We start from the raw sequence: 22,270 nt of genomic DNA on the forward strand, positions 1-22,270 counted from the left end.
GAACGACCGAACAGCCATCGAGACGGCATCGCGTTCGTCGGTCGACGCTGCCGCCGGGTCCGGGCGGCGATCTCAGGGCCGCGGTGCGGCCTTCTGGAGCGCCGTCTCGGCGATGTTGCCGCCGTAGTCGGCGCTTCTGGACAGCGAGTCGACGATCAACCCCAGCGACTGGGCCTGTACTGGCTCGAGGTCGCGGAGCATATCGTCGATCTGGCGGGTGTGTTCGTCGATCTCGAGGACGGCCTCGCGGGCCTCGTGGCCGAGTCGGTTCGCCTCCTCGGTTTCCTCGGCGAACAGCGCGTCCATCGCCTTCTCGAGGACGGTCGAGGCGTCGGCTTGCAGTTCCTCGAGCCCCTCGGCGACGGGCTCGGGGATGTCGTCGAGTTTGAGCGCGAGGTTGCTGATCTTGGCGGCGTGGTCGGCGACCCGTTCGAGCTGGCGAGCGCTGGAGTGGAAGTCGAAACAGTCCTCGCGGGGAACGCCGAGTTCCTCGGCGGCCCGGGGGGATCGAAGCGTCGCGCGGAAGATCCGCGAGACGACGAGCCAGAGCCGGTCGACGTCGTCGTCGCGCTCGATCACGTCGTGTGCGATGTCGTCGTCGTTCGTAATCAGCGCCCGGACGGCGTCCTCGAGCATCGACTGGGAGATCAAGCGCATGCGCGTGACCGCGTTGACGATCGACAGCTCCGAGGAATCGAGCAGGTCCTGAATGACGACGCTATCGGTCGTCTCCTCGAGCACCTCGACGCCGACCAGTCCCTGTGTCGCATCGCGGATCGCCCGGCGCTGGTCGGTCGTGATCCGTCCGGCCTCGAGTCGGATGATATCGAAGCCGCTGACGTACATCGTCATCACCGCTCGGGTCAGCCGCTCGCCCTCGAGACTCGAGATGTCGAGGGTCCCTTCCTGTCGATCCGTCTCGCTCCGAGGCGTCAGCAAGAGGGTCCCGTCTTCGGGATAGAACTCGACTGTCGTGCCGGCGCTGACGTCGTTGTCGGTCGCCCACGTCTTCGGCAGTGAGACGGTGTACGTCGATCCACCCGTCACCTGTACCTTGCGCGTCTCCATGTGGCGCGGTTTTTGACCGTCGAACTATAAATCTGTATTCGTCTATAGACTCCCGCCGAGCCGTTCGTTGTCCCGATCTCGCTGGCGAGTCGAACTGGACGAGTACTCGAGCTTCCGGCCGGCTCCGTCTCATATATACCTCTATATATCAATACTACTCGAACGATATCGATATGTACGACCTAGTTCGCTACGTACCGATCATACTCGATGGTACCCCTATTATAAACCGCTTTAGTAAGTCATTGCCCCTTTTCTGGTGATGGCGCACGACTCAGATCGTCTGTCTAATCCGGTATCGCGGCGGAAATTCGTGGTGGCCTCGGGGGCGGCCGGCGTATCTGCACTCGCGGGCTGCTCGAGTCAGAACTCGGACGAGGGGAACGGGAACGGTAATGATAACGGTAACGGGAACGGGAACAGTAACGATAACGGGAACGGTTCGTCGAACCAACAGACCTCGACGTTGACCGCCGATGGTTCCTCGACGGTGTATCCCATCACGAACGACGCGTCCGCGCTGTGGAACGGGAATCCGCCGGCCGACGATCAGGAGTACTGGGGCCCCGGGCAGTACGACATCGATACAGACCAGAACCTCGCCGACTACTGGGCCGGGCTCTACGGCTTCGAGGCGACCGAGGAGCGGAGTGTTCCGCCGTTCCAGACCCAGATCGCGCTGAGCCACTCAGGGACCGGCGTCGAGGCGGTCATCAACGACCGCGTCGACATCGGTGATGCGAGCTCGACCGCCGAATCCATCCTCGGCGAGGACAACGACGAACTTGACAACATCGTCGACCACGTTGTCGGCGTCGACGGCCAGCCGATCGTCGTGAGCAAGGAGATCGCCGACGCCGGCGTCACGCAGGTCACCGGTGACGAACTCCGAGCGATCTACAAACAGGAGATCACGAACTGGAGCGAGATCGGCGGCCCGGACAAAGAGATTTACGCCGTCGGCCGTGCGGAGGACTCCGGCACTGACACTGCGTTTCGGGCGAACCTCTATGGCGACCCCGACGAACCGATCAGCCCCGATACGCGGCGCGGACAGAACCAGCAGGTGGCGACCCTCGTCGAGCAAAACGACAACGCGATCGCCTACATCGCGCTCGCGTTCGTCGACCCCGACGGCGCGACGCCGCCGATCGGCCTCGAGCTGGACGGGACCCTCTACGAGTACGGCGAGAACCTCGGTGCCAAGGGGTATCCGCTCAGCCGGGACCTCCACTGTTACACCTACGAGGATACCGACGAACGCGAGAGCGCGTTCCTCAATATGATCCTCTCTGACTTCGGACAGCAGAACTTCGTCGAACCGAACAACTACTTCATGCTCCCGGAGGAGCGCCGCGAGGAGGAACGCGGGAAGCTGGCCGATCAGGCGTAGTCGGGCTCGTCCGCGACGGTCGGTGACCGTCGTGGAACCTCGTTGATTTCACGCTATCATGTTCAACACGATTGGTATACGGACGATATCGCAGACGGTGTCGGGGATATGGGGACAGACGCTGGCGATGGTTCGGACGGCGGCGGAACTTGACCGGCCGAGTCTGCTTCTCGCGCTGGCACAGATACTGTTCACCATCGCGGCGTTCGTCGGCTTCGTCGTGCAGTCGGCGTGGACGATCACGTTCCTATACGGGTTCCTGATGATCGCCGGTATTGGCTGGGTCGCCCGGCAGGCACTGACCGCCAAGGTCGTGACGTTCCTGATGACGGCCGCGACGCTGTCGACGCTCGGACTCATCGCGGTGTTTCTGGTGATGGAGGCGCTCCCGGCGTTTCGTACCGCCGGCCTCGACCTCGTGTGGCCGTTCGGTTCCAACGAGTGGAGCACCTCGGCGGGGCAGTACTCGCTCGTACCGATGATCTGGGGAACCGCGCTGACGACGGCCGTCGCCATCCTCGTGGCGGCCCCGTTCGGCGTCGCGGGCGCGTTGTTCATCAGCGACATCGCACCCGACTGGCTCCGGGAGATCGTCAAACCGGCAGTCGAACTGCTGGCGGGTATCCCGTCGATCGTGTACGGGTTCATCGGCTTTACCCTCATCAACCCTTACGTCGGGAACCTCCTCTCGATCAACCCCGGAGCGCTGTTCGCAATCGGACTCGTGATCGGCTTCATGGCACTCCCGACGGTCGTCTCGGTAGCCGAGGACGCCCTCTCGGCGGTCCCTGGGTCGATGAAAGACGGCTCGCTGGCGATGGGGGCGACGGAGTGGCAGACGATGAAAAGCGTCTCCGTCCCGACCGCGTTCTCGGGGATATCTGCGGGCGTCTTGCTCGGGATCGGTCGCGCGATCGGCGAGACTATGGCCGCGACGGTTATGATCTCGCACAGCCGCCGGTTGCCCCAACCCGAACTGTACAACGCCTTCGACAGCACGGAGACGCTGACGACGTTTATCGCCGCGAGTTACGGCCACGTGACACCCGGTGAGATGTTCTGGAGTACGCTGTTCGCCGCCGGCGTCCTCCTGTTGGTCATCGTCACGGGGCTTGGCATCGTCTCGTCGCTCATCGAACGACGGATGCACCGCAAACTGGAGGGACAATGAGCGACGCCTACGAAACGCGGCTCGTCGACAGTGGAGGGACGACCTACGAACGGGTCGCAATAGCGGTCGTCATCGGCTCGCTCGCGGCCTTTTCGCTCGGGGCCACGGCGCTGTTCGAGTGGATCCCGATCGATGGCTCCGTCACCGGCGCGTCGACGGCCACGTACTTCGGTGCCGCGTTGCTGGCGCTCGGCGCCGCGATCGGTGTGTTAGGCGTGCTTTCGCGCTGGGGTGGCGTGCGAACAACACCCGACCGATCTGTCGGCCTCGGCGACGCGGCCATCCAGTTCGTTCTCTGGACGATCACGACCGGTGCGATCGCGAGCAACACCCTCGGACTCGACGCGGTCGGCTGGCTCCTCGGCGTTCCGATCGGAGGGATCGTCGGCTATCTCACCCTCGTCGCACGCGAGGATATCAGCGCGACCCTCCCCGTCGCCGCGTTCGTCTGTTTCGTCGGCGTCGTCGTCACGACCGGCGTGATCGCGCCGAGTTGGACGTGGGAACCGTCTGGATTCGATGCCGTGATCCCCGGCCGACTCGTGATCCCGCTGTTGACAATGGTCGGCGGTCTCTTCGCCGGCCGGGCGAGCGCCGCCGCCTACGCCGGCTTCGGGACGCGCGGCAGACAGAACGGGGCCTTTCTCCTGATCTCGCTCGTCGTCCTCCTGACGCTGTCCGTCCTCGCGTTCCTGCTCGTGTTCGTCTTCGAGCGCGGGATCACGGTCGTCCTCGAGAACCTCACCGTAGGCGCGGGGACGGCGCTGTTGCTTGTCGTCGCGGCGCTCGCATCGCTGGTCCGCAGTGGCCGGCTCGATCCGGCGACCGCCGACGGCACCGACAAACTGCTGTCGTTCGTCGCGCTCGCCGTCGGAAGCGCGCTCGCGCTCGCCGGGGCCGCGCTGGCGTTCGTCATCGTGAGGGGGAGGTCCGTCTCCGGGTACGCGGTCACGATCGAACCGACGACCGTGATCGGTGCGGCCCCGGGAGTGCTCGTCGGAGCGATCGGCCTGGCCATGCTCCGACGCTCGCGATCACCGTGGGTGCCGACCACGGAGCGGGGGCGAACCGTCGCTCGCGGTCTTCGGGTCGCGGTCGGCGCGATGATCGTCACCGCGTTCCTCGAACTGGGCACCGGGGGGGAACTCGCGATCGGCGGTATCGCGGTCGTTCCGACGATCGCGTTCACCGTCGCCGGCGTCGCGGTGGTCGCCGCCGGAGTGCATGCGGCTACGCGGCTCGCCGTAGATCGATCGCTGCCGGCGTGGGTGCCACCACTACCATCGACCGGGACCCTCGCACTGTGGGCGTTCGTCGTCGTCTGTCTCCACGGCGTCGTCACCGGCAACTCGTTCGGCGGTGCGGTCGGGATCAATGGCAGCGGCACCATCGATTGGCCGTTCCTGATGAATCCGTCGCAGGGACTCGGCATCCAGAAAGGCGTGATGCCGGCGCTGGTCGGGACAGTCTGGATCGTCCTCGGGGCGGTGGTCTTCGCCGTCCCGTTGGCCGTCGGTGCCGCCGTCTTCCTCACCGAGTACGCCGAAAACAGTCGCTTTACGCAGGCGGTCGACATCGCCACGAACGGGCTCTGGAGTACGCCCAGTATCGTCTTCGGTCTGTTCGGGCTCGCCTTCCTGGTGCCTCGGTTCGGCGACAGTCCCTCGATCTTCGTCGCCCAGCTGGTACTGGGGTTCATGTTGCTCCCGCTCGTGCTGATCACGAGCCGCGAAGCGATGAAAAGCGTCCCTGACGAGTACCGGGACGCGAGCGCCGCACTGGGCGTCTCGAAGTGGGACACCATCAGAAGCGTCGTCATCCCCGCATCGATGCCGGGGGTCATCACCGGTGCCATCCTCGGCGTCGGTCGAATCGCGGGCGAGACCGCGCCGCTCTTGCTCGTCCTCAACGGGCCGAACTTCCCGAACGCCTCGCCGCGGGTTCTCGCCGGGTTCACCGTCGACGTCGGCCTCCGGCCGCCGTTCCTTCACGTCTCCAACCCGGCGTTGCTCGAGCGGGCGAGCGCGCTCCCCTACCAGCTGTACGCGGTCATCACCGCCGGCGTCGGCGCGGAGGAGTCGTTCGGCTGGGGGACGACGCTGGTGTTGCTCGGGGTCGTGCTGGCCTTCTACGCGATGGGGATCGCCTCGCGGCGGTATTTCAGGAGTAAACTACACCAATGACGGAAGCTAGCGTTACCACGACCGACGGCACCGAGTCCGACGATACCGCGTCGAGCATCGAAACGACGACCGGCGAAAGCACCGAACGGACGAAAGCGGAGTGGCGCGAGTACTCGTTCGCCGGCGAGCCGGTCCTGTCGGTCGAGGACCTGAACGTCTGGTACGGCGACGATCACGCGCTACAGGACATCTCGATTGACATCCCCGAGGAGAGCGTCACGGCGCTGATCGGCCCCTCGGGCTGTGGGAAGTCGACGTTCCTCCGGTGTCTCAACCGGATGAACGACCGGATCGACGTCGCTCGTATCGAGGGAACCGTCGAGTTCAACGGCGAGGACATCTACGCCGAGGGGGCCAATCTCGTCGAACTCCGGAAGCGGATCGGCATGGTGTTCCAGCACCCGAACCCGTTCCCGAAGTCGATCCGGGAGAACGTCGCGTACGGCCCGCGGAAACACGGCGACATCCAACGGGGACTCGTCCCCAAACTGCTCGGTCGCGACGAGAAGAACAAAGAGGACGAACTGGTCGAGCAGTGTCTCCGCGATGCGGCCCTCTGGGACGAAGTCGAGGCCCGACTCGACGACAACGCCTTGGGAATCTCCGGCGGCCAGCAACAGCGGCTCTGTATCGCTCGCTGTCTCGCCGTCGACCCCGAAGTGATCCTGATGGACGAGCCCGCGTCAGCGCTCGACCCGATCGCCACCGCGAAGATCGAGGATCTCATCGAGGATCTCGCCGAGGAGTACACGGTCGTGATCGTCACTCACAATATGCAACAGGCCGCCCGCATCTCCGATCAGACCGCCGTCTTCCTGACCGGCGGCGAACTCGTCGAGTACGGTGACACCGATCAGGTCTTCGAGAACCCCCGGAGCCAGCGCGTCGAGGACTATATCACCGGCAAGTTCGGGTGATGGCCCGCCACGAGTATCGCGAACGCCTCGAGCGGCTTCGCGACGCCGTCGTCGCGATGGGCGATCGCGTCTGTGGGCAACTCGACGATGCCGTTACTGCCCTATTTACCGACGACCTCACACTCGCACGCGACATCGTCGAGACGGATGCCACCGTCAACGACCGCTGTCTCGAGATCGAACGCGAGTGTCTCGACCTGGTCGCGCTACACCAGCCGGTCGCCGGCGACCTCCGTTTCGTCGTGGCCGCGTTCAAGATCGTTACCGACCTCGAGCGAGTGGCCGACCTCGCGACGAACCTGGCCGAGTATGCGCTGGCGTCGACCGGCTCCGCCTCGCCGCTTCCGGACGTCGATTTCGAGCGAATCACCGCGCTCGCGCTCGAGCAGATCGAGCGCGCACTCGAGGCGTTTTTCGACGAGGATCCGGCGGCCTGCAGGGAGGTCGCCGACCGCGACGACGAACTCGATCGGCGCTGTGAGGCGGTGGCCGAGCGTGTCGTTCGGACGCTCATCGAGTTGCGGCTCGACGCCGACGGGCGCGTCGGAGACCGATCGCTCGGAGCCGAGGTCGACCGCCGCTCCCTCGGGCCCCTTCTCGCGGACGTCTCGCGAACCTTCGTGATCGTCCGCGACATCGAACGCGTCGGCGACCACGCGGTCAACGTCGCCGCTCGAACACTGTACGCCCTCGAGAGCGACGCGTCGCTGCTCGCGTGATTATAAAACGCGCGCGCCGACTACCCGTTCGACGAACTGACCAGGATCTGGAACGAAGACGGTGCCGGGACGTGTAGCCGCTCGACGGTTCTGGAGCTGCCGGTCGGTCGGAACTGTTTTTCCGAGAGGTAATCACCGCTGTATCGATACCCCGGCTGTCACGGGTAGTCGGTCGACCGAACCGGCCACTATAGTTCTACGAGATCTATAGTCCCCGTGTCCTCTAGTCAGATATGTACTGATATGTGCTCATCCATAATTCTGATAGGGGCGAAACACCCCTTTAGAGGGGCCATGGAGCGCGTATTGGGTCGGTCGAGATGGAAATCCTATGTACATCCGTGTATGTAGAGCTATATAGCTAACATAGCATCGTATTTCTATATACACCCAAAGAATCACCTGATGACCGATTCCCAGACGGACCGTTCGGGCCGATCGCTTTCTCGACGAACGTTCCTCGCCGCCACGAGTACGGCAGGAGCCCTTGCGGTCGCCGGCTGTACGGAAAACACCGATAACGGGGGCAACGATCGAGTCGTCGTTACGGGAAGCAGTACGGTCCATCCGGTTTCCGACAGGATGGCCGAAGACTTCATGGCGGAGAACGACAACGTGAACGTCACTACCGACCCGACCGGGACCGGTGGCGGATTCAGTAACAACTTCTGCCCGGGCGATTCCGACATCAACGGCGCGTCGCGTCGGATTCAGGACGCCGAGGAACAAGACTGCAGCGACAACGGGGTCGAACCGATCCAGTTCCAGATCGGTGCGGACGCACTTACCGTTGCCGTCCACAACGACTCGCCGGTCGACTGCGTCAGCTACGACGAACTCGCTCAGCTCTGGATGCAAGACGGCGCGGAGACGTGGGCCGAAGTCAACTCCGACTGGCCCGACGAGGAGATCGAACGCTTCGGGCCGGCGACCACCTCCGGGACGTTCGACTGGTTCAACGAGAACGTCATCGGGGACGCCGGTAGTCACATCGAGCAGTACGAGAACACCGAAAACGACAACGAACTCATTCAGGGCATCTCCACGACGGAAAACGCCATCGGCTACTTCGGCTACGCGTACTATCGGGAGAACGAGGACGATCTCAAGGCCCTCGAGATCAGGGAGAGCGAGGACGGCGAGTGTACTGCGCCGGACCTCGACGCGGCGCAGTCGGGCGAATACCCGATGGCGCGGCCGCTGTACATCTACGCCAGTCAGGAGTCGCTTCAGCGAGACGTCGTCTACGACTTCGTCGAATACTATCTCGAACAGGCCTCGACCGACACCGTCACCGACGTCGGCTACGTCCCCGCGAGCGAAGACCAGGTCGAGTCGAACCTCGAGAAACTCGAGAACGCAGTGAACTGATCCCGCCGAACCGAACCATTCACGATGGCAGTCCAACTACGCCCCAACGATGAGTGAGCGATCGATAGACGTCGATCTGACGCGGTCGTCGTCGAGCCAAGTCGTCAAAGAGCGCATCTACAAGTGGCTGCTGTTCGGCTGTGCCGCGTTGACCGTGTTCGTCACCGTGAGCATTATCGTCACGCTCGCGGCCGACGCGATCACGTTCTTCACTGAGGTCTCACCGATCGCCTTTTTCACCGGAACGGAGTGGGTGGCCCGGTCCGACGGGGGGACGTTCGGCGTCTGGCCGCTCGTCACTGCGACGTTGATCATCACCGTCGTCTCGGCGCTCATCTCGGTGCCGACCGGCGTCGCAGCCGCCGTCTACCTCAGCGAGTACGCGAGTGAACGGATGCGGTCGGTCCTGAAGCCCGCACTGGAGGTACTCGCCGGCATTCCGACGGTCGTTTACGGCTACTTGGCGCTGGTCTATTTGACCCCCGCACTGCAGACGATCGGGATCCCTGTCGGGACGTTCAACCTGTTGAGCGCGTCGATCATGGTCGGGATCATGATCATTCCGATGGTGTCGTCGCTGTCCGAGGACGCGATGAGTTCCGTTCCCGACTCGCTCCGACAGGCCGGCTACGGGATGGGCGCGACGAAGTACGAGGTTTCGACCGGGATCGTGATCCCGGCGGCGATATCGGGGATCTTCTCGTCGTTCATCCTCGCGCTCTCGCGAGCGATCGGCGAAACCATGATCGTCGTCATGGCCGCCGGCCTGCGGCCGCGGATGTTCGATTTCTCGAACCCGCTGAACAACCTGCTCAACTCGGGCCAGCCGATGACGGCGGGGATGGTAAACGCCGTAACGAGCGACGCGACCGGTGGCTCGGCGACCTATTTGAGTATGTTCGCGCTCGGCCTGACGCTGTTCGTGATTACGTTCGCCATGAATCTTGCAAGCGACTACGTCGCAGCGCGCTACGAGGAGGAATACAAATGACTGGCATCGACGAGACGAACGGGGTGAATCGATAATGGCGACCGACCAGCACACGACGGACTGGTACGGAACCGACGAGGCGGTCAGCCGCGTCCGGGGCACGGCATTCAAATCGCTCTGTCTCGGCGCGACGCTGCTCGCCTTACTGGCCGTCTTCGTGTTGCTCCTGTACGTGGCAAACGATGCTTTCAAGCCGCTTACGGCCGATCCGGGATGGCTGCTTACGTTCGGCGTGACGCTGCTACTCCCGGTCCTCGGCGCGACGGTCTACTACTATACCCGCGATACGCGAGCCGGTGAAACCGCAGCGATCGCGCTCGGACTGCCGGTGGTTTCGCTCCTGCTCACCGGCGGGATGTTCATCACGTTCGAACACGTCGTCAGCGTCTATCAGTGGCTCTCGATCCTCGTCGCGCTCATCGTTTCCGGCGCAATCATCGCCGCTCACAGCCGGGTTCGCGCGGCCGCCGACCTCGAGCGACTCGTCGTTCTCGTCGCGGTACCAGCCGTCGCGCTCTCTCTGATTCCCGACCTCGTCCTCTCGCTGCCGATGCTCCCGACCGAGTCGCTCGCGCTGTTGGGCTCGTTCGTCGTCCCGGTCGCGCTCGCCGTCGGCGGGTTCGTTCGCAGACAACGCGAGAACGACCGTGACGGGGCTATCGCGGCGGTTCTGACGCTGATCGCCGCGGCGGCCGGACTGGGAGTCGCCCCGGCCATCGGCCTCAGTCCGTTCGTTTGGATGCTGCTGGTCGTCGTCACTGCCGTCCCCGTCGGACTGTACGTCGAAAGCGTCGTCCGCCGCGGAGCCGGCGCCGCCGGACTCGCGTTCCCGATCCTCGTCGCCGGTGGCATCGTCGCCGGTGCCATCGTCACGGACGCGCTCGGGTTCGCCGGACCGAACTCGTGGCTCGACTGGGGCTTCCTCACGAACCCACCATCCCGGACGCCCGAAGACGCCGGCTTCTATCCGCCGCTCGTCGGTTCGGTGATGATGCTACTGGTCATCGTCGTCTCCGCGTTCCCCGTCGGCGTCGGCGCTGCCGTCTATCTCGAGGAGTACGCCCCGGACCGAGGCCGATTGGGTCGAGTCGTCGATCTCATCGAGGTCAACATCGGGAATCTCGCCGGCGTTCCCTCGGTCGTCTACGGTGTACTCGGGCTCGCGCTGTTCATTCGGCAAGGCGGGCTCGGATCGGGAACCGCTCTCGTCGGCGGGTTCACCGTCGGACTGTTGATCCTCCCGATCGTCATCATCTCCTCGCAGGAGGCGATCAGCGCCGTTCCGGACTCGATGCGACAGGCTTCCTACGGGATGGGAGCGACCAGATGGCAGACCGTCCGTAACGTCGTCCTCCCGGAAGCGTTACCCGGAATCATGACCGGAAACATCCTCGCCATGGGGCGAGCGATCGGTGAGACCGCACCGCTGCTGATCATCGGCGCACCGGCAGTCGTTCGAATCGCGCCGAGTTCCTTTACCAATAAGTTCAGCGCGATGCCCCGACAGATCTACACCTGGTCGAGCGAGATCGACCCCGCGTTCCAGCACGGCGTCCTCGCGGCCGGCGTTATGACGCTGCTGGTCGTCCTGCTGCTGATGAACGGTGCTGCCATCATCATCCGTAACAAGTATCAACGCCGAGACTGACCCATGACACGAGACCAAATGACCGACCCGGACAGCCGTACCGATACCCAAGCGACCGACGGGGGGCGGGAGAGCCTCGCGAACAACGACCTCGAGGGGTCCACTCCGACGACCGAGCCCCTCGTCGATTCGTCGATCGACGTCGACGATAGTACGGGTCCGTCCGGGAGCGAGGGCCGGACCGTGATCGAATCCCGAGATCTCGACGTCTACTACGACGACGTCCAAGCGCTCCAGTCGGTCGATATCGAGATTCCGGCCGAACAGGTCACCGCGATCATCGGTCCTTCGGGCTGTGGGAAGTCGACGTTCCTCCGCTGTATCAACCGGATGAACGACCTCGTCGACGCCGCACGCGTCGACGGCGAGTTGCGCTTCGAGGGGAAGAACGTCTACGACGACGACGTCGATCCGGTCGTTCTCCGACGCAAGATCGGGATGGTGTTCCAGGCTCCGAATCCGTTCCCGAAGAGCATCTACGACAACGTCACCTACGGACTGGACGTCCAGGGCGTCGACGGCGATTACGACGAGATCGTCGAGGACGCTCTTCGACGGGCCGCACTCTGGGACGAAGTGAAAGACCAACTCGACTCGAGCGGGCTGGATCTCTCCGGCGGGCAGCAACAGCGGCTCTGTATCGCGCGGGCGATCGCGCCGGACCCGGACGTAATCTTGATGGACGAGCCCGCGTCCGCACTCGACCCGGTCGCGACCTCGAAGATCGAGGACCTGATCGAGGATCTCGCCGAGGAGTACACGGTTGTCATCGTCACGCACAACATGCAACAGGCCGCTCGCATTTCGGACAAGACTGCGGTCTTCCTCACCGGCGGCGAACTCGTCGAGTTCGACGACACGGACAAGATCTTCGAGAACCCCGAACACGACCGCGTCGAGGACTACATCACCGGCAAGTTCGGATAGCGCCATCGTCGCGCGCTGTTCGGTCGCCGTTTCCGTTCGACCTACCCGTTTCTGTCACCGTGTGTCTCTCAGGCAGTTCCAACCAGTCCAAAGGGACCGTCTGAACTGGGAATGAGTCTTTCGTACTGACCATGCTACTTATCCTCCGAGATGGTGTGGTTTCGGAAACGATGGTCGCCACCGGGGTACACGTCCTGCTCGGGATGGCACTGGTGACGGTGATCGGTCGGTCCAGGCGGGCCGAACCGTACCTCGTCGCGGCACTCGCCGCCGCCCTCCCCGACATCGATACGTTCGTCTTTCGCCCGCTAGTGGAGTTCGGCCACGTCGGGGGAGTGCTCTGGAGTCACCGCGCGCTTACGCATTCGCTCCTCGCCGGGATCCTCGTAATCGCCCTCTGTTCCGCTGTTGGCCCCTGGTGGGCCGCTGCCATCGGGTTCGGCTCTCACGTCGCGACGGATCTCCTGAGCGGCGGCGTTCGACTGCTCGCTCCCGTCGACACCACGGTGTACGGACTGTCCATCGATTGGCTGCTACTGAACGCCCTCACGTCGATCCTCGCAGTAACTGTGATTCTCGGCGGACTGATCGGTATGAAATCGGACCCCCGGTCTCGAGTCGCACCCCACACTCCGGATTCGGTCGTCGAGTGGCTCCGGTGACAGCCGCCGTGTCGCAACGTCGTGAGTCCCTCCTCCGATCGGTGCGACGAGCACAAACTATATCCTTGCCCGCAAAGGTGGCTGCAATATGGCCAGACAATCCTATCAGGACAAGCTCACGGAACTCCGTGAGGACGTCCTCTACATGAGCGAAGTCGTCATGGAGCGACTTCGCATGGGACTGGACGCGTTAGAACAGAAAGACGAGGACCTCGCTCGCGAAGTGATCGAAGGTGACGGCGAGATCAACCGGATGTATCTCGACCTCGAGCAGGACTGTATCGACTTGCTCGCACTTCAGCAGCCGGTCGCGAGCGATCTGCGATTCATCGCGGCCTCGTTCAAGATCATCACCGACTTGGAGCGAATCGCCGACCTCGCGACCAACCTCGGCGAGTACACGATGGACGCCGAACGGGACCTGTTCCCCGACGTCGACGTCCAGGAGATGGGGGAACTGACCCTCGAGATGCTCGAGGACGCGATGATCGCCTACGACACCGAGGACACGGACGCCTGCCGTGAACTGGCCGGCCGCGACGACGACCTCGACCAGTTCGCCGAGCGGGCCAGCGAGATCGTCGTCCGGGATCTCATCGAGCGGGAACTCGAGTCGGCCGACGAGGTCGAACAGATCCTGCAGGACGTCTCACGGCTCCTGTTGACGATCCGTGACCTCGAGCGGGTCGGCGATCATACGGTGAACATCGCTGCGCGGACGCTGTACATGGTCGAAAACGACGACGAACTCATCTACTGACCGCCCCGCTCGGGAACCAAGTTACGCGGACTCGTTGTCCGTTTCGTTGCTCTCGGACTCGTTGTCCTCCGTTTCGTTGCCCGCCGTCTCGTTCCCCGTCGACTCGTTGTCGGCTCCGCCGTTACCGCCGCCTTCGACCTCGAGCGTGCCACGCATCTGGGTTGCGTGGGGGCGACAGACGTATTCGGCCATCTCGGAACTCGCGGTGAATTCGAGTATCTGATCGTCGGGTTCCTCGTCCGAGACCTGCTCGGTCGAGAGGTCGCCGACGACGCTGTCGTCGCTGTCGACGATCTCGATGTTGTGTGGCTGGCCGTTCCCCTCGGTCCAGCCGATCGTGTAATCTTCACCCTCCGTGAGGACGATCGTCGGGTTCTCTGCGCCCTCGATAGCGGACGGTTCGAGCCCCTCCCAGTGGGAGGTCTGGGCGCTGAACATGATCTCGTCGCCGGGTTCGGCCTCGTACTGGTCGCTTCCGCCGCCGTTTCCGTTTCCGTTTCCGTTACCGTTTCCGTTTCCGCCGTTACCGTTACCGCCGTTTCCGCCACCGCCGCCACCACAGCCCGCAATCACTGCCATCGATGCCGCGCCACCTGTCAACTGAAGTACTCTCCGTCGGGATAACCGATCATCTCGTGCCATCACCTTCCATTTGTGACCAACGAGGATAGTCGAACACCCGTCGACTGCGTGGGACTCAAGTATGCGCCGGTTTGCACGAAATTCGTCGCGAGTTTCGAGTCAGCCGACCTGATCGGTGCGCCGGGCGTCTCAGCCCGACGGTTTCGTTCGCCGGCCACGCTCGGGAACGCGGGTCATCAACTGGGCCGTATCGACGATGTTTCGCGTCTCGAGCAGCAGTTCCGCCGCCTCCCGGACCGTAAACGCCGCCTCGAGTTCGACGCCGTGACAGCGCGTGTAACACTCGAGCCAGCGGTTCATCGCGGTCTCGAGAGCGGTGAACTCGGCCTCGGCAAACGGTACCAGCCGACCACCGGTGCGTGCCTCGACGTAGAGCCAGATTGCCCGTCCCGCACCGTCTCGGAGGTACGCGTCGGCGTCACGGGGGGCTGTGTGGTCGTTCGACGCCGTCGGCGAACGGTCGTCGTCGAACGCCGCCCGCTCGCGCTCGGCCCGTCGTGCGAGCGCGGCGATCCGCGGTCCGTACCGACTCATACGGTTTGCTGTCCCGATGTCCCGGTGGGACCGCAGGGCGGTCGGCGGTCCCACCGGCACTGACGGACAGGAGATCGTATCATACTATCCCTCCCTGTATTCGACGCCCTTGCCACCGCGGGGGTGTTCCCACTCGGTGTCGGCGACGACCGCACAGGTCCCACACTCGACGCAGGGCTGGGTGTCGAGGCTGACGAGCGTCTCTTCGGTGCCGTTGGTCCTGACCGACTCCGAGCGGTAGCAGCCGCCGCCGAAGTCCTCGGCGCTGACCGGACAGGTGGTGACTGCCGCGCCGCTGGCCTCGAACGACTGATCCAACAGCTCGATGTGGGGGTTGCCCACGTCGGTGTCGTAGGTCAGTTCGCCGATGCGCTCCTCGAGGCTCGGCGGCTCAATGTCGTTCTCCCAGTGGATCGTTTTGCCGTGTTCCTCGGCGATCAGCGTCGGCAGGGAAACGTAGCCGGTCTTCGTATCGGGGAGCATCGACACCAGGAACGGCGAGTTGTACGCCCGCTTCAGCAGGCGATCCGCGATCAGATTCCCGACCGCGAGCGAGCCGACCGGCGACTCGAGGACCCGCTCGACAGCGTTCGTCACGGCGTCGTGCTCGCCGACCGTTCGGGAGAGTTCGTATCGCCGGGGTCGGAGTTTGTCCATCGTCCCCGAGTCCTCGAGCATCTTGGCGTACCGGCGGCCGGCGGCTTCGGGGTCCGCATTCCCCCGAGTGACGGCGAACGCATCGGCCGCGAGCGCGCCGGCGGTGACGGCGTGGTTCATGCCCTTGATGATCGGTCCCTGGGCCTGCATCTGACCGGCGGCGTCGCCGACGAGCACGAGTCGGTCACGATAGGGCTCGCGGTGGGCGACCTTCTTCGAGTCGGGGACGAGCTTCGCCGCGTACTCCCGTTCGTGGTACTCGTTTTTGAACCAGCCCGCGAGCAGCGGGTGGGTCAGCAAGGCATCGAGCAGTTCGTGTGGCTCGGCTTCCTGCTCGACGAGACTATCGAGGTGGAAGACGGTCCCGATCGAGAGCGACTCCTCGTTGGTATACAGGAAGCCGCCTCCACGGACGTCCTCGAAGAGATCCCCCGAGAACAGGTGGGCGACGCCCTCGTCGGACTCGAGGTCGAACCGGTCGTCGATCGCGTCGGGGTCCATGTCCACGACGGCCTTGACGCCCTGGAACCACTCCTCGGGCTCCTCCCAGTCCATCAACCCGGCCGCACGTGCGAGTTCCGAGTTGACCCCGTCGGCCGCGACGATCAGATCCGCTTCGATCGGATCGAGTTCGTCGCAGGTGACGCCGACGATCTCGCCGTTTTCCTCGAGCAGCCCGTTGACCCGAACGTTCGTCAACACGCCGCCACCGGTCTCGCTCGTCTTCTCGTGGACCCGCCGCTCGAGCCAGGAGTCCATCTCCCGGCGGAGCACGGCGTCACACCAGTCCGTATCGTGCTCGTGGAGATCGGTCAGGTCGTAGGTCTTGACCGTGTTTCCGGCGACGTTGTGGATGTAGTAGTCCGTGACGGGTCGTTCGGCGGCCGCCTCGCGGAAGCCGTCGAAGAGATCGTCGATCGCGTAGGGTGCCGAGTCCTCGGCGTAGATCAGTCCGCCGGAGACGTTCTTCGAGCCCGCTTCCGTCCCGCGCTCGAGGACGAGCGTCTCGACGCCGTGGTCGGCCAGCCGCGCGGCCGCCGCGGCCCCGCCGGGACCACAGCCCACGACGACCGCCTCGTAGTGTTCGTAGTCGTCGGTCGCGGCGGCCATCACTCGTCACCTCCGTCGGCGACGGCCTCCGGCTCGAGATCCGTCTCACCCGCTTTGACGGCCGCCGTCAGACGCGGCAGGACCTCGAAGAGATCCCCCTCGATGAAGTAATCGCTGAAGTCCCTGATGCGGGCGTCGGTATCGGTGTTGATCGCGACGACCGTGTCGGACTCGTCCATGCCGACCTTGTGCTGGACGGCACCCGAAACGCCCGCCGCGATGTAGACGTCGGGCGCGACGACCTGTCCGGTCTCGCCGATCTGGCGTTCCTCCTTGGAGTACGCCTCGACGTGGCCCTCGAACTGGTAGGAGGAGGTGACGATCCCTCGCGTAATGCCGAGTTCGGCGTCGTCGAACGCCTCTACGAGATCGAGACCCAGCTCCATTCCATCGGTCGGCGCGTCGGCGATTCCGCGACCGAGACAGACGATCACGTCGTGGCCGGTGAGATCGATCCCGGCCTCGAGTCGGTCGTACTCGGTGATCGCGACCCGGAACCAGTCGTCCTCGAGATCCATATCGTGTTCGACGACCAGCCCGTCCCGATCGTGGTCCGGCTCGAGCGGATCGAAGCTGCCGGGGATGACCGAACACCCCTGCGGGTGGAAGTCCCGATCCGGATTATCGAGACAGAGGATCGTCGAGTACTCAAAGCCCGAGAAGTCCGGCCGCTTCATGTGCAGGACCTTCTCGACGGTCTTCTTGACGCCGGGCTCGCCGGTCTTGACCGGGTTTGAGATCTCGTTGTCCTCGATGAACAGGTCCGAACAGTCCGAGGCTAACCCGGAGTCGAGTTCGGCCTGGACCTTCGCCGAGAGGTCCCGCCCGTTGTTCGTCGCCGGGAACAGGATGTAGCGTGGCTCGTCGTAGTCCCGCCAGTCGGTGCTCTCGACGGTTCCCTGCCCCCGAGCCATGTGGGCCGCGATCTCGGTGTAAGGCTTGTGCAGGAACCGCTCGAGGCGCTCGTCGTCGTGATAGACGGCGACGTCGGCCCCGTAGGCGATACACTCCTCGGCGAGGCCCTCGCAGTCGTCGCCCATCAGGAAGGCGACGACGTCCTCCTCGTCGCCGTAGTCCTCCTCGAACCCGTCCATCAGCTCCCGGGCCTTGCCGAGCATCTCCGTCGACACGTCGAGCAACTCCCCGCCCTGGGTCTCACAGAAGACCCACATGTCCGCGTAGTCGCCGTCCTCGAGCGCTCGAACGTGTTTCTTGTCCCGAGTCGGATGGGTGAGCCCGTCGTCCGCTTCGTCCTCGGCGTCCGTCTTCGCTTTTTCGTCCTCCGTGTCGTCGGATTCCGTCTCCGAGTCGTCGATCTCGTCCTCGTCGAGGTCCTCGCCATCCGCGTCCTCGCCGACGTCTTCGCTCGTCTCCTCGTACTCGCCTTCCGTCTCCGTTCCCTCCTCGTCGCCGTCGCTCTCGCCGGCCGCGTCGGCACCGACCGCCTCGAGCCGCCGGTGGACCGCCTCTCGGGCCGTCGCCCGATCCTGGCCGGCCCGCTCGGCCTCGAGGATCGCCCCCAGTTCGTCTTCGTCGTCGATCGTTTCGAGTTCCTCGGCCAGTTCTTCGACCGTGTGATCGTCCGGATCTAGTGCTGTCATGTCAGTCACCTGCTCCCGCGGCGTATGGTTGCATCTCTCCGAGTACCTCGTCCAGTCCGTCGTCGGGCTCGAGCATCGTCGCCTCCCGTTCGGAGGGCGCTTTGGGGATCGGATCGACCGACGAGACGATCGTGGGCGAGCCGTCGAGCCCGATGTAGTCGGGATCGAGGTTCAGATCGGTGTGGTCCCACGTCGTCAGATGGTCGTCGTGCTCGGCCGCCCGTTCCTCGGTTTCGGCTCGTAACTCCTTGTGGGTCAGCCGATGGGAGGCCTTCCGATAGGTCGGTTCGAACTCGGGATCGGTGACGACGAAACAGGGCAAGGGTGCTTCGACCGTCTCGATCTCGTCGACGTCTCCCTCGACGAGCCGTTTCGCCCGCAGCGTTCGCTCGTCGGGGTCGATATCGAGCGCGATGACGTGGGTGACGATCGGCCAGTCCATCGCCCAGCACGTCTGTGGACCGGTCTGGCCGGTCTCGCCGTCCGCGGTCTTGAATCCCGCAAAGACGACGTCGATCTCCGCGACCTCCTCCCGGTACTTCTCGAGGCCCGCACTGAGCGTGATCGCCGTCGCCCACGTGTCGGAGGCAGCTAGCTCCCGGTCTGACAACAGGTAGCTGTCGTCGGTGTACACCGTCTCCATGGCCCCTTGCAACACGTCGGCGTACCCCGGCGGCCCCATGCTCATCCCGCTGACGTGGCCGCCGTGGCGGACCGTCGTCTGGAGTGCGGCCCGCAGCGCGAACTCGTCGTTCGGGTTCATCACCGTCGGCGTCTTCCCGCGCTCGAGATGACCGTCCTCGTCGAAGGAGACGGCTCCCTCCGAGAAGTCCGGGACCCCTTTCGTCAGTACGATCGATCGCATGGATCCCTCCGTCGCTGTTGTGTGTCTGTCGTTAGCATACCCGTCTCACTCTATCGTAATTATCAGTATTAAGAATACGGGTGAAAATCACCGATAGAACGCCACGAATATTCCGAGTATCCCTTCCGGACCCCCTCGAGATAAAGATTCACGTCGCGAGACGCCGTCGCTGCGGATACTGTTCCATTCGAGTGACGGACCCCGCCGGCTGGCGCTCGGTTGTCGGTTCGAATGACACCGGCGTCGGAGGACGGATCGTGTTACTCCCGCTCGCGTTCGGTCGTCCCCATCGTAATCTCGCCGTCGGCCCGGATCGTGCCGTCGATCTCGGCGTCGGGGCCGATCTCGAGGTCGTCACAGGAGACGTCACCGAGGATACGGGCGTCGGGCTCGATGACCACGTCGCCGTCGCGGGTGGTCACGTCGCCGTGGATGCGGGTTCCCTCGCCGACGGTGACGTCGCCGCGAGCCCGGAGGCTGCCGAAGACGTTACAATCCGCGCCGACGTCGACCGTTTCGGCACGAACGTTGCCGTGAAGGCGGCAGTCGTCGCCGATGGTCGCGGGCGTCGAGACGCGCCAGGCGTCGTCGCCGACGGTCGCGTTCCGGGGGATCACGAGCGGCTCCGCGTCGGGTTCGCCGTCCTCGTCGTCGACGAGTTCGTCGATGAGTCGCTGTGCAGTGTCCTCCTCGCCGATCAACAGGAGATGCTTGAGGTAGACGAACAGGAAGACGATCGTCGGCATCGGGTTCCGAATGACGATCCAGCCGTTGGCCTCGAACCCCTCCTCGATCTCGACGTCGTCGCCGATGTCGAGGTCGCCGGCGACTTTCAGTCGGCCGCCGATGTGGACGCGCTCACCGATGTAGGCGTCCTGGCCGACCAGCACGTTCTCGACGACGTCACACCACATGTCGAGCCGACAGTCGCCGTCGGCTTCGATCGCGCCGCCGAACTCGGCCGCTTCGCCGGCCAGGACGTTCCGGCCGCGCACGCCGAACTCGACGGTCGAGCGACTCCCCACGAGGATATCCCCGTCGGTCACGAGGTCTCGTTCCTGGGCTTCCGTTCCGTCGGGAACGACGAGTTCGTCGAGCGGGTCCCTGCTGAAGGCCACACTCGCATCCAAAGGGAGTACCGCCTAATAAACCTCGCGCGTCGTCAGCCGCTCGTCTGACGCCCGTCCGTCCCTCTCGGCTCTGTCTCCCGGTAGCTGTCGCGGGCAGTCGCCTTGCTTTTAGACCCCCACCCCGTACGAGCGAGCATGACTACGCTCGCGTTCGACGACGACGGCGTCGACGTCGTCTACGAAGGCACCGAGTTCCGCCTCGAGCGGGACCTCGTCGAGGAAGCCACCGAAAAGTCCTACTACGACGTGACCGACCACGAAGTGCTGCAGATCGTCGCGGAACAGCCGAACCTGCAGGGCGAACCCCGACGCATCGGCGACATTCTCGACTGAGACGGACTCCTGTCAGTCAGCGACGGCACACCCGCGAACCGCACTGGTGTCCCACCGATCCATCGGGACCACAGACCGTATGACTCCTCGCGAGCGCGCCCGTCGTACCCGATCACTCCCGTTCGCCGACCGGTCAGTAGACGACGTGGAGCAACACGAAGACGACGATCCCGAGCGAGAACGAGATCAGCCACAGCGTCGCCGCGATCCGGCCGACGCGAGCGTGGCTCGTCTTCGGAATGTCCGCGATCGGATGGGCGAACGCGAGCAACAAGACGTAGTAGAGCAGGGGGATACAGACGACCGCGAGGAAGATGTGAATCGCCAGCAGCGGGAGATAGACGAACTGGTAGACCGGATCCGGCCCCGGAAACGGCTGTGGCCCACCGGTCACCGTCAACCGATAGAGATAGAGCACGAGGAATCCGACGAACAGCCCGAACGAGGCGACCATCGCGACCCGATGGCGCTCGATCGCACCGCGACGGATCGCCCGCCAGCCGATCGTGATCGTCCCGATCGCGACCGCGCTGATCACGGCGTTGACGAGCGGAATCGTCTCGATGACCCATTCGGGGGCCGCCGGCACGCTCGAGGACGGGATCCGGCCCCCCGCAGCCGCGAAGACGACCGCAAGCGAGACGACGCTCAAGATACCGGTGAGAAGACGCACGCGCTCTCGAGGGACGTATTCCATGGCTGTTCGTTCGACCGGAACGGGAAAGCGGTTACTTTCTGTACTGGAGACCGCCGCGACGGTACAAGTCGACGAACCGGGAGCCGATGGCGCACGACGGATGCTCCTACCTCGCGGCAGGCCTTCGGTCGACGTGATCCCTCAGCAATGCGGACACGACCAGGAGGAGGAAATCGAATACGAGCGTCGCCAGTATCCCGTACCGAAACAGGACGACGATACCTGCGACCGCAGCGATCACTCCGGCGAGCACCCCGCTCACCCTCCCGGCGGCAGCGAGAGACTGGGAGACGTGATAGCCGATACCGAACTGGAGGACGATTACGACGAGACCGAACAGGGCCAACCCGGGCATTACCAGCACCGGGAGCCGGAACGACATACATGTTTTTGAATGAGAATGAACCGTCCCTTCCTGTAGTCGGTCCCAGTGCTCGTTGGGCGGTCGAGGCACGGATGACGGCGTTCCATCGGAGAGGAAAACGCCGGAAGACTGCATTGGCCGTGAAAACGTCCCGTGGGCGAACTCTCCGCCGTGCTTGGCGCTATCGCTCGTCGGTGTAGCGTCGGAAAGGATTATGCGTGGGTGATGTCCTCGAAGGGAGATCACCTGCATCGTAGTGGTGGACATCGTCCACCGGTGCGATGCGTGGGACCGGATTTGAACCGGCGGACCCCTACGGGACAGCGCCCTCAACGCTGCGCCGTTGGCCTGGCTTGGCTACCCACGCTCGCGGTCTTTGTCTGCACTCACTCGTATCCAGTGTGATTATAAAAGCCCTTTCCTTTGGGTCGGCGACTGCGGTTTGGTCACACGAACTGTACCCCACAATCGACGGGACGGTCGAACGACGGGAGACACAAAGCCTTCAACCCTCGAGCGAAACTGTC

21 protein-coding genes and 1 tRNA gene are annotated in these 22,270 nt (G+C 64.2%); 12 read left to right on the top strand and 10 right to left on the bottom strand.

Annotated features, from left to right (window positions below; translation table 11 throughout):
- Window positions 1–72 precede the first annotated feature (72 nt).
- Window positions 73–1,068: a phosphate signaling complex PhoU family protein gene (locus J0X27_RS13990; protein ID WP_207269784.1), complete on the bottom strand. Its 996-nt coding sequence runs from the start codon at window positions 1,066–1,068 to the stop codon at window positions 73–75.
- Between the two features lie 262 nt (window positions 1,069–1,330).
- On the opposite strand from J0X27_RS13990, the gene J0X27_RS13995 reads away from it, so the two are divergent.
- The 11 genes from J0X27_RS13995 (at window position 1,331) to phoU (J0X27_RS14045) (ending at window position 13,810) form a co-directional block, all read left to right on the top strand.
- On the top strand, window positions 1,331–2,461 hold the full coding sequence (locus J0X27_RS13995) for a substrate-binding domain-containing protein (RefSeq protein WP_207269785.1): 1,131 nt from the start codon (window positions 1,331–1,333) through the stop codon (window positions 2,459–2,461).
- Window positions 2,462–2,588: 127 nt separating this feature from the next.
- Window positions 2,589–3,632, top strand: a complete 1,044-nt coding sequence (pstC, locus tag J0X27_RS14000; RefSeq protein ID WP_224214563.1) for a phosphate ABC transporter permease subunit PstC — start codon at window positions 2,589–2,591, stop codon at window positions 3,630–3,632.
- Window positions 3,629–5,815, top strand: a complete 2,187-nt coding sequence (gene pstA / locus J0X27_RS14005; protein WP_207269787.1) for a phosphate ABC transporter permease PstA — start codon at window positions 3,629–3,631, stop codon at window positions 5,813–5,815. Before pstC (J0X27_RS14000) ends, pstA (J0X27_RS14005) begins: the two co-directional genes overlap by 4 nt.
- Complete coding sequence (pstB, locus tag J0X27_RS14010; protein WP_207269788.1) at window positions 5,812–6,732, top strand: phosphate ABC transporter ATP-binding protein PstB; 921 nt, start codon at window positions 5,812–5,814, stop codon at window positions 6,730–6,732. The genes pstA (J0X27_RS14005) and pstB (J0X27_RS14010) overlap by 4 nt, the downstream gene beginning before the upstream one ends.
- On the top strand, window positions 6,732–7,451 hold the full coding sequence (phoU, locus tag J0X27_RS14015) for a phosphate signaling complex protein PhoU (RefSeq protein ID WP_207269789.1): 720 nt from the start codon (window positions 6,732–6,734) through the stop codon (window positions 7,449–7,451). Before pstB (J0X27_RS14010) ends, phoU (J0X27_RS14015) begins: the two co-directional genes overlap by 1 nt.
- Before the next feature lie 405 nt (window positions 7,452–7,856).
- Window positions 7,857–8,822: a phosphate ABC transporter substrate-binding protein PstS family protein gene (locus J0X27_RS14020; RefSeq protein WP_207269790.1), complete on the top strand. Its 966-nt coding sequence runs from the start codon at window positions 7,857–7,859 to the stop codon at window positions 8,820–8,822.
- 49 nt (window positions 8,823–8,871) lie between these two features.
- Complete coding sequence (pstC, locus tag J0X27_RS14025; RefSeq protein WP_207269791.1) at window positions 8,872–9,813, top strand: phosphate ABC transporter permease subunit PstC; 942 nt, start codon at window positions 8,872–8,874, stop codon at window positions 9,811–9,813.
- A gap of 34 nt (window positions 9,814–9,847) precedes the next feature.
- Window positions 9,848–11,461, top strand: coding sequence for a phosphate ABC transporter permease PstA (gene pstA / locus J0X27_RS14030; RefSeq protein WP_207269792.1), 1,614 nt, complete (start codon window positions 9,848–9,850; stop codon window positions 11,459–11,461).
- Between the two features lie 3 nt (window positions 11,462–11,464).
- Window positions 11,465–12,388 (top strand): phosphate ABC transporter ATP-binding protein PstB, encoded by a 924-nt coding sequence (gene pstB / locus J0X27_RS14035; RefSeq protein WP_207269793.1) that lies wholly within the window; start codon window positions 11,465–11,467, stop codon window positions 12,386–12,388.
- A 170-nt stretch (window positions 12,389–12,558) separates the two neighbouring features.
- The gene (locus tag J0X27_RS14040) at window positions 12,559–13,050 is read left to right on the top strand and encodes a metal-dependent hydrolase (RefSeq protein ID WP_207272091.1); all 492 of its coding nucleotides are present in this window, start codon (window positions 12,559–12,561) and stop codon (window positions 13,048–13,050) included.
- Window positions 13,051–13,138: 88 nt separating this feature from the next.
- Entirely contained in the window at window positions 13,139–13,810 is a 672-nt protein-coding gene (gene phoU / locus J0X27_RS14045) for a phosphate signaling complex protein PhoU (protein WP_207269794.1), read from the top strand.
- 21 nt (window positions 13,811–13,831) lie between these two features.
- On the opposite strand, the gene J0X27_RS14050 is transcribed toward phoU (J0X27_RS14045), so the two are convergent.
- The 6 genes from J0X27_RS14050 to J0X27_RS14075 all read right to left on the bottom strand — a co-directional run bounded on the left by J0X27_RS14050 (window position 13,832) and on the right by J0X27_RS14075 (window position 20,337).
- A complete protein-coding gene (locus tag J0X27_RS14050) occupies window positions 13,832–14,452 on the bottom strand; it encodes a plastocyanin/azurin family copper-binding protein (RefSeq protein WP_207269795.1) in 621 nt (206 codons plus the stop codon).
- 129 nt (window positions 14,453–14,581) lie between these two features.
- Entirely contained in the window at window positions 14,582–14,986 is a 405-nt protein-coding gene (locus J0X27_RS14055; RefSeq protein ID WP_207269796.1) for a DUF8055 family protein, read from the bottom strand.
- 84 nt (window positions 14,987–15,070) lie between these two features.
- Window positions 15,071–16,753, bottom strand: coding sequence for an FAD-dependent monooxygenase (locus J0X27_RS14060; protein ID WP_207269797.1), 1,683 nt, complete (start codon window positions 16,751–16,753; stop codon window positions 15,071–15,073).
- Window positions 16,753–18,354: an electron transfer flavoprotein subunit alpha/FixB family protein gene (locus J0X27_RS14065; protein WP_207269798.1), complete on the bottom strand. Its 1,602-nt coding sequence runs from the start codon at window positions 18,352–18,354 to the stop codon at window positions 16,753–16,755. The genes J0X27_RS14060 and J0X27_RS14065 overlap by 1 nt, the downstream gene beginning before the upstream one ends.
- Before the next feature lies 1 nt (window position 18,355).
- A complete protein-coding gene (locus J0X27_RS14070; protein ID WP_207269799.1) occupies window positions 18,356–19,219 on the bottom strand; it encodes an electron transfer flavoprotein subunit beta/FixA family protein in 864 nt (287 codons plus the stop codon).
- A gap of 260 nt (window positions 19,220–19,479) precedes the next feature.
- The gene (locus tag J0X27_RS14075; RefSeq protein WP_207269800.1) at window positions 19,480–20,337 is read right to left on the bottom strand and encodes a polymer-forming cytoskeletal protein; all 858 of its coding nucleotides are present in this window, start codon (window positions 20,335–20,337) and stop codon (window positions 19,480–19,482) included.
- A gap of 147 nt (window positions 20,338–20,484) precedes the next feature.
- Here J0X27_RS14075 and J0X27_RS14080 point away from each other — a divergent pair, with 147 nt between their 5' ends.
- Window positions 20,485–20,682 (top strand): DUF5800 family protein, encoded by a 198-nt coding sequence (locus J0X27_RS14080; RefSeq protein ID WP_097380072.1) that lies wholly within the window; start codon window positions 20,485–20,487, stop codon window positions 20,680–20,682.
- A 133-nt stretch (window positions 20,683–20,815) separates the two neighbouring features.
- Here the strand turns inward: J0X27_RS14080 and J0X27_RS14085 are convergent, their stop codons facing one another.
- The 3 genes from J0X27_RS14085 to J0X27_RS14095 all read right to left on the bottom strand — a co-directional run bounded on the left by J0X27_RS14085 (window position 20,816) and on the right by J0X27_RS14095 (window position 22,110).
- On the bottom strand, window positions 20,816–21,379 hold the full coding sequence (locus J0X27_RS14085; protein ID WP_207269801.1) for a DUF420 domain-containing protein: 564 nt from the start codon (window positions 21,377–21,379) through the stop codon (window positions 20,816–20,818).
- 106 nt (window positions 21,380–21,485) lie between these two features.
- Window positions 21,486–21,734 carry a hypothetical protein gene (locus tag J0X27_RS14090; RefSeq protein ID WP_207269802.1) on the bottom strand — a complete coding sequence of 83 codons (249 nt, stop codon included), beginning with the start codon at window positions 21,732–21,734 and terminating at the stop codon, window positions 21,486–21,488.
- A 291-nt stretch (window positions 21,735–22,025) separates the two neighbouring features.
- A tRNA-Leu gene (locus tag J0X27_RS14095) sits at window positions 22,026–22,110 on the bottom strand.
- Window positions 22,111–22,270 lie beyond the last annotated feature (160 nt).

It is taken from the genome of Natrinema longum (genome assembly GCF_017352095.1).
Classification (GTDB): Archaea; Halobacteriota; Halobacteria; order Halobacteriales; family Natrialbaceae; genus Natrinema; species Natrinema longum.

Excerpts from the sequence above, each read along its gene's own strand:
- J0X27_RS14085 (WP_207269801.1), bottom strand. The coding sequence starts at position 21,379 with ATGGAATACGTCCCTCGAGAGCGCGTGCGTCTTCTCACCGGTATCTTG.
- J0X27_RS14065 (WP_207269798.1), bottom strand. The coding sequence starts at position 18,354 with ATGACAGCACTAGATCCGGACGATCACACGGTCGAAGAACTGGCCGAG.
- J0X27_RS14080 (WP_097380072.1), top strand. The coding sequence starts at position 20,485 with ATGACTACGCTCGCGTTCGACGACGACGGCGTCGACGTCGTCTACGAA.
- J0X27_RS13995 (WP_207269785.1), top strand. The coding sequence starts at position 1,331 with ATGGCGCACGACTCAGATCGTCTGTCTAATCCGGTATCGCGGCGGAAA.
- pstA (WP_207269792.1), top strand. The coding sequence starts at position 9,848 with ATGGCGACCGACCAGCACACGACGGACTGGTACGGAACCGACGAGGCG.
- J0X27_RS14040 (WP_207272091.1), top strand. The coding sequence starts at position 12,559 with ATGGTCGCCACCGGGGTACACGTCCTGCTCGGGATGGCACTGGTGACG.
- J0X27_RS14070 (WP_207269799.1), bottom strand. The coding sequence starts at position 19,219 with ATGCGATCGATCGTACTGACGAAAGGGGTCCCGGACTTCTCGGAGGGA.
- J0X27_RS14055 (WP_207269796.1), bottom strand. The coding sequence starts at position 14,986 with ATGAGTCGGTACGGACCGCGGATCGCCGCGCTCGCACGACGGGCCGAG.
- pstB (WP_207269788.1), top strand. The coding sequence starts at position 5,812 with ATGACGGAAGCTAGCGTTACCACGACCGACGGCACCGAGTCCGACGAT.
- pstB (WP_207269793.1), top strand. The coding sequence starts at position 11,465 with ATGACACGAGACCAAATGACCGACCCGGACAGCCGTACCGATACCCAA.
- J0X27_RS14020 (WP_207269790.1), top strand. The coding sequence starts at position 7,857 with ATGACCGATTCCCAGACGGACCGTTCGGGCCGATCGCTTTCTCGACGA.
- phoU (WP_207269794.1), top strand. The coding sequence starts at position 13,139 with ATGGCCAGACAATCCTATCAGGACAAGCTCACGGAACTCCGTGAGGAC.
- pstC (WP_224214563.1), top strand. The coding sequence starts at position 2,589 with ATGGTTCGGACGGCGGCGGAACTTGACCGGCCGAGTCTGCTTCTCGCG.
- pstA (WP_207269787.1), top strand. The coding sequence starts at position 3,629 with ATGAGCGACGCCTACGAAACGCGGCTCGTCGACAGTGGAGGGACGACC.
- pstC (WP_207269791.1), top strand. The coding sequence starts at position 8,872 with ATGAGTGAGCGATCGATAGACGTCGATCTGACGCGGTCGTCGTCGAGC.
- phoU (WP_207269789.1), top strand. The coding sequence starts at position 6,732 with ATGGCCCGCCACGAGTATCGCGAACGCCTCGAGCGGCTTCGCGACGCC.
- J0X27_RS13990 (WP_207269784.1), bottom strand. The coding sequence starts at position 1,068 with ATGGAGACGCGCAAGGTACAGGTGACGGGTGGATCGACGTACACCGTC.
- J0X27_RS14050 (WP_207269795.1), bottom strand. The coding sequence starts at position 14,452 with ATGGCACGAGATGATCGGTTATCCCGACGGAGAGTACTTCAGTTGACA.
- J0X27_RS14090 (WP_207269802.1), bottom strand. The coding sequence starts at position 21,734 with ATGCCCGGGTTGGCCCTGTTCGGTCTCGTCGTAATCGTCCTCCAGTTC.
- J0X27_RS14060 (WP_207269797.1), bottom strand. The coding sequence starts at position 16,753 with ATGGCCGCCGCGACCGACGACTACGAACACTACGAGGCGGTCGTCGTG.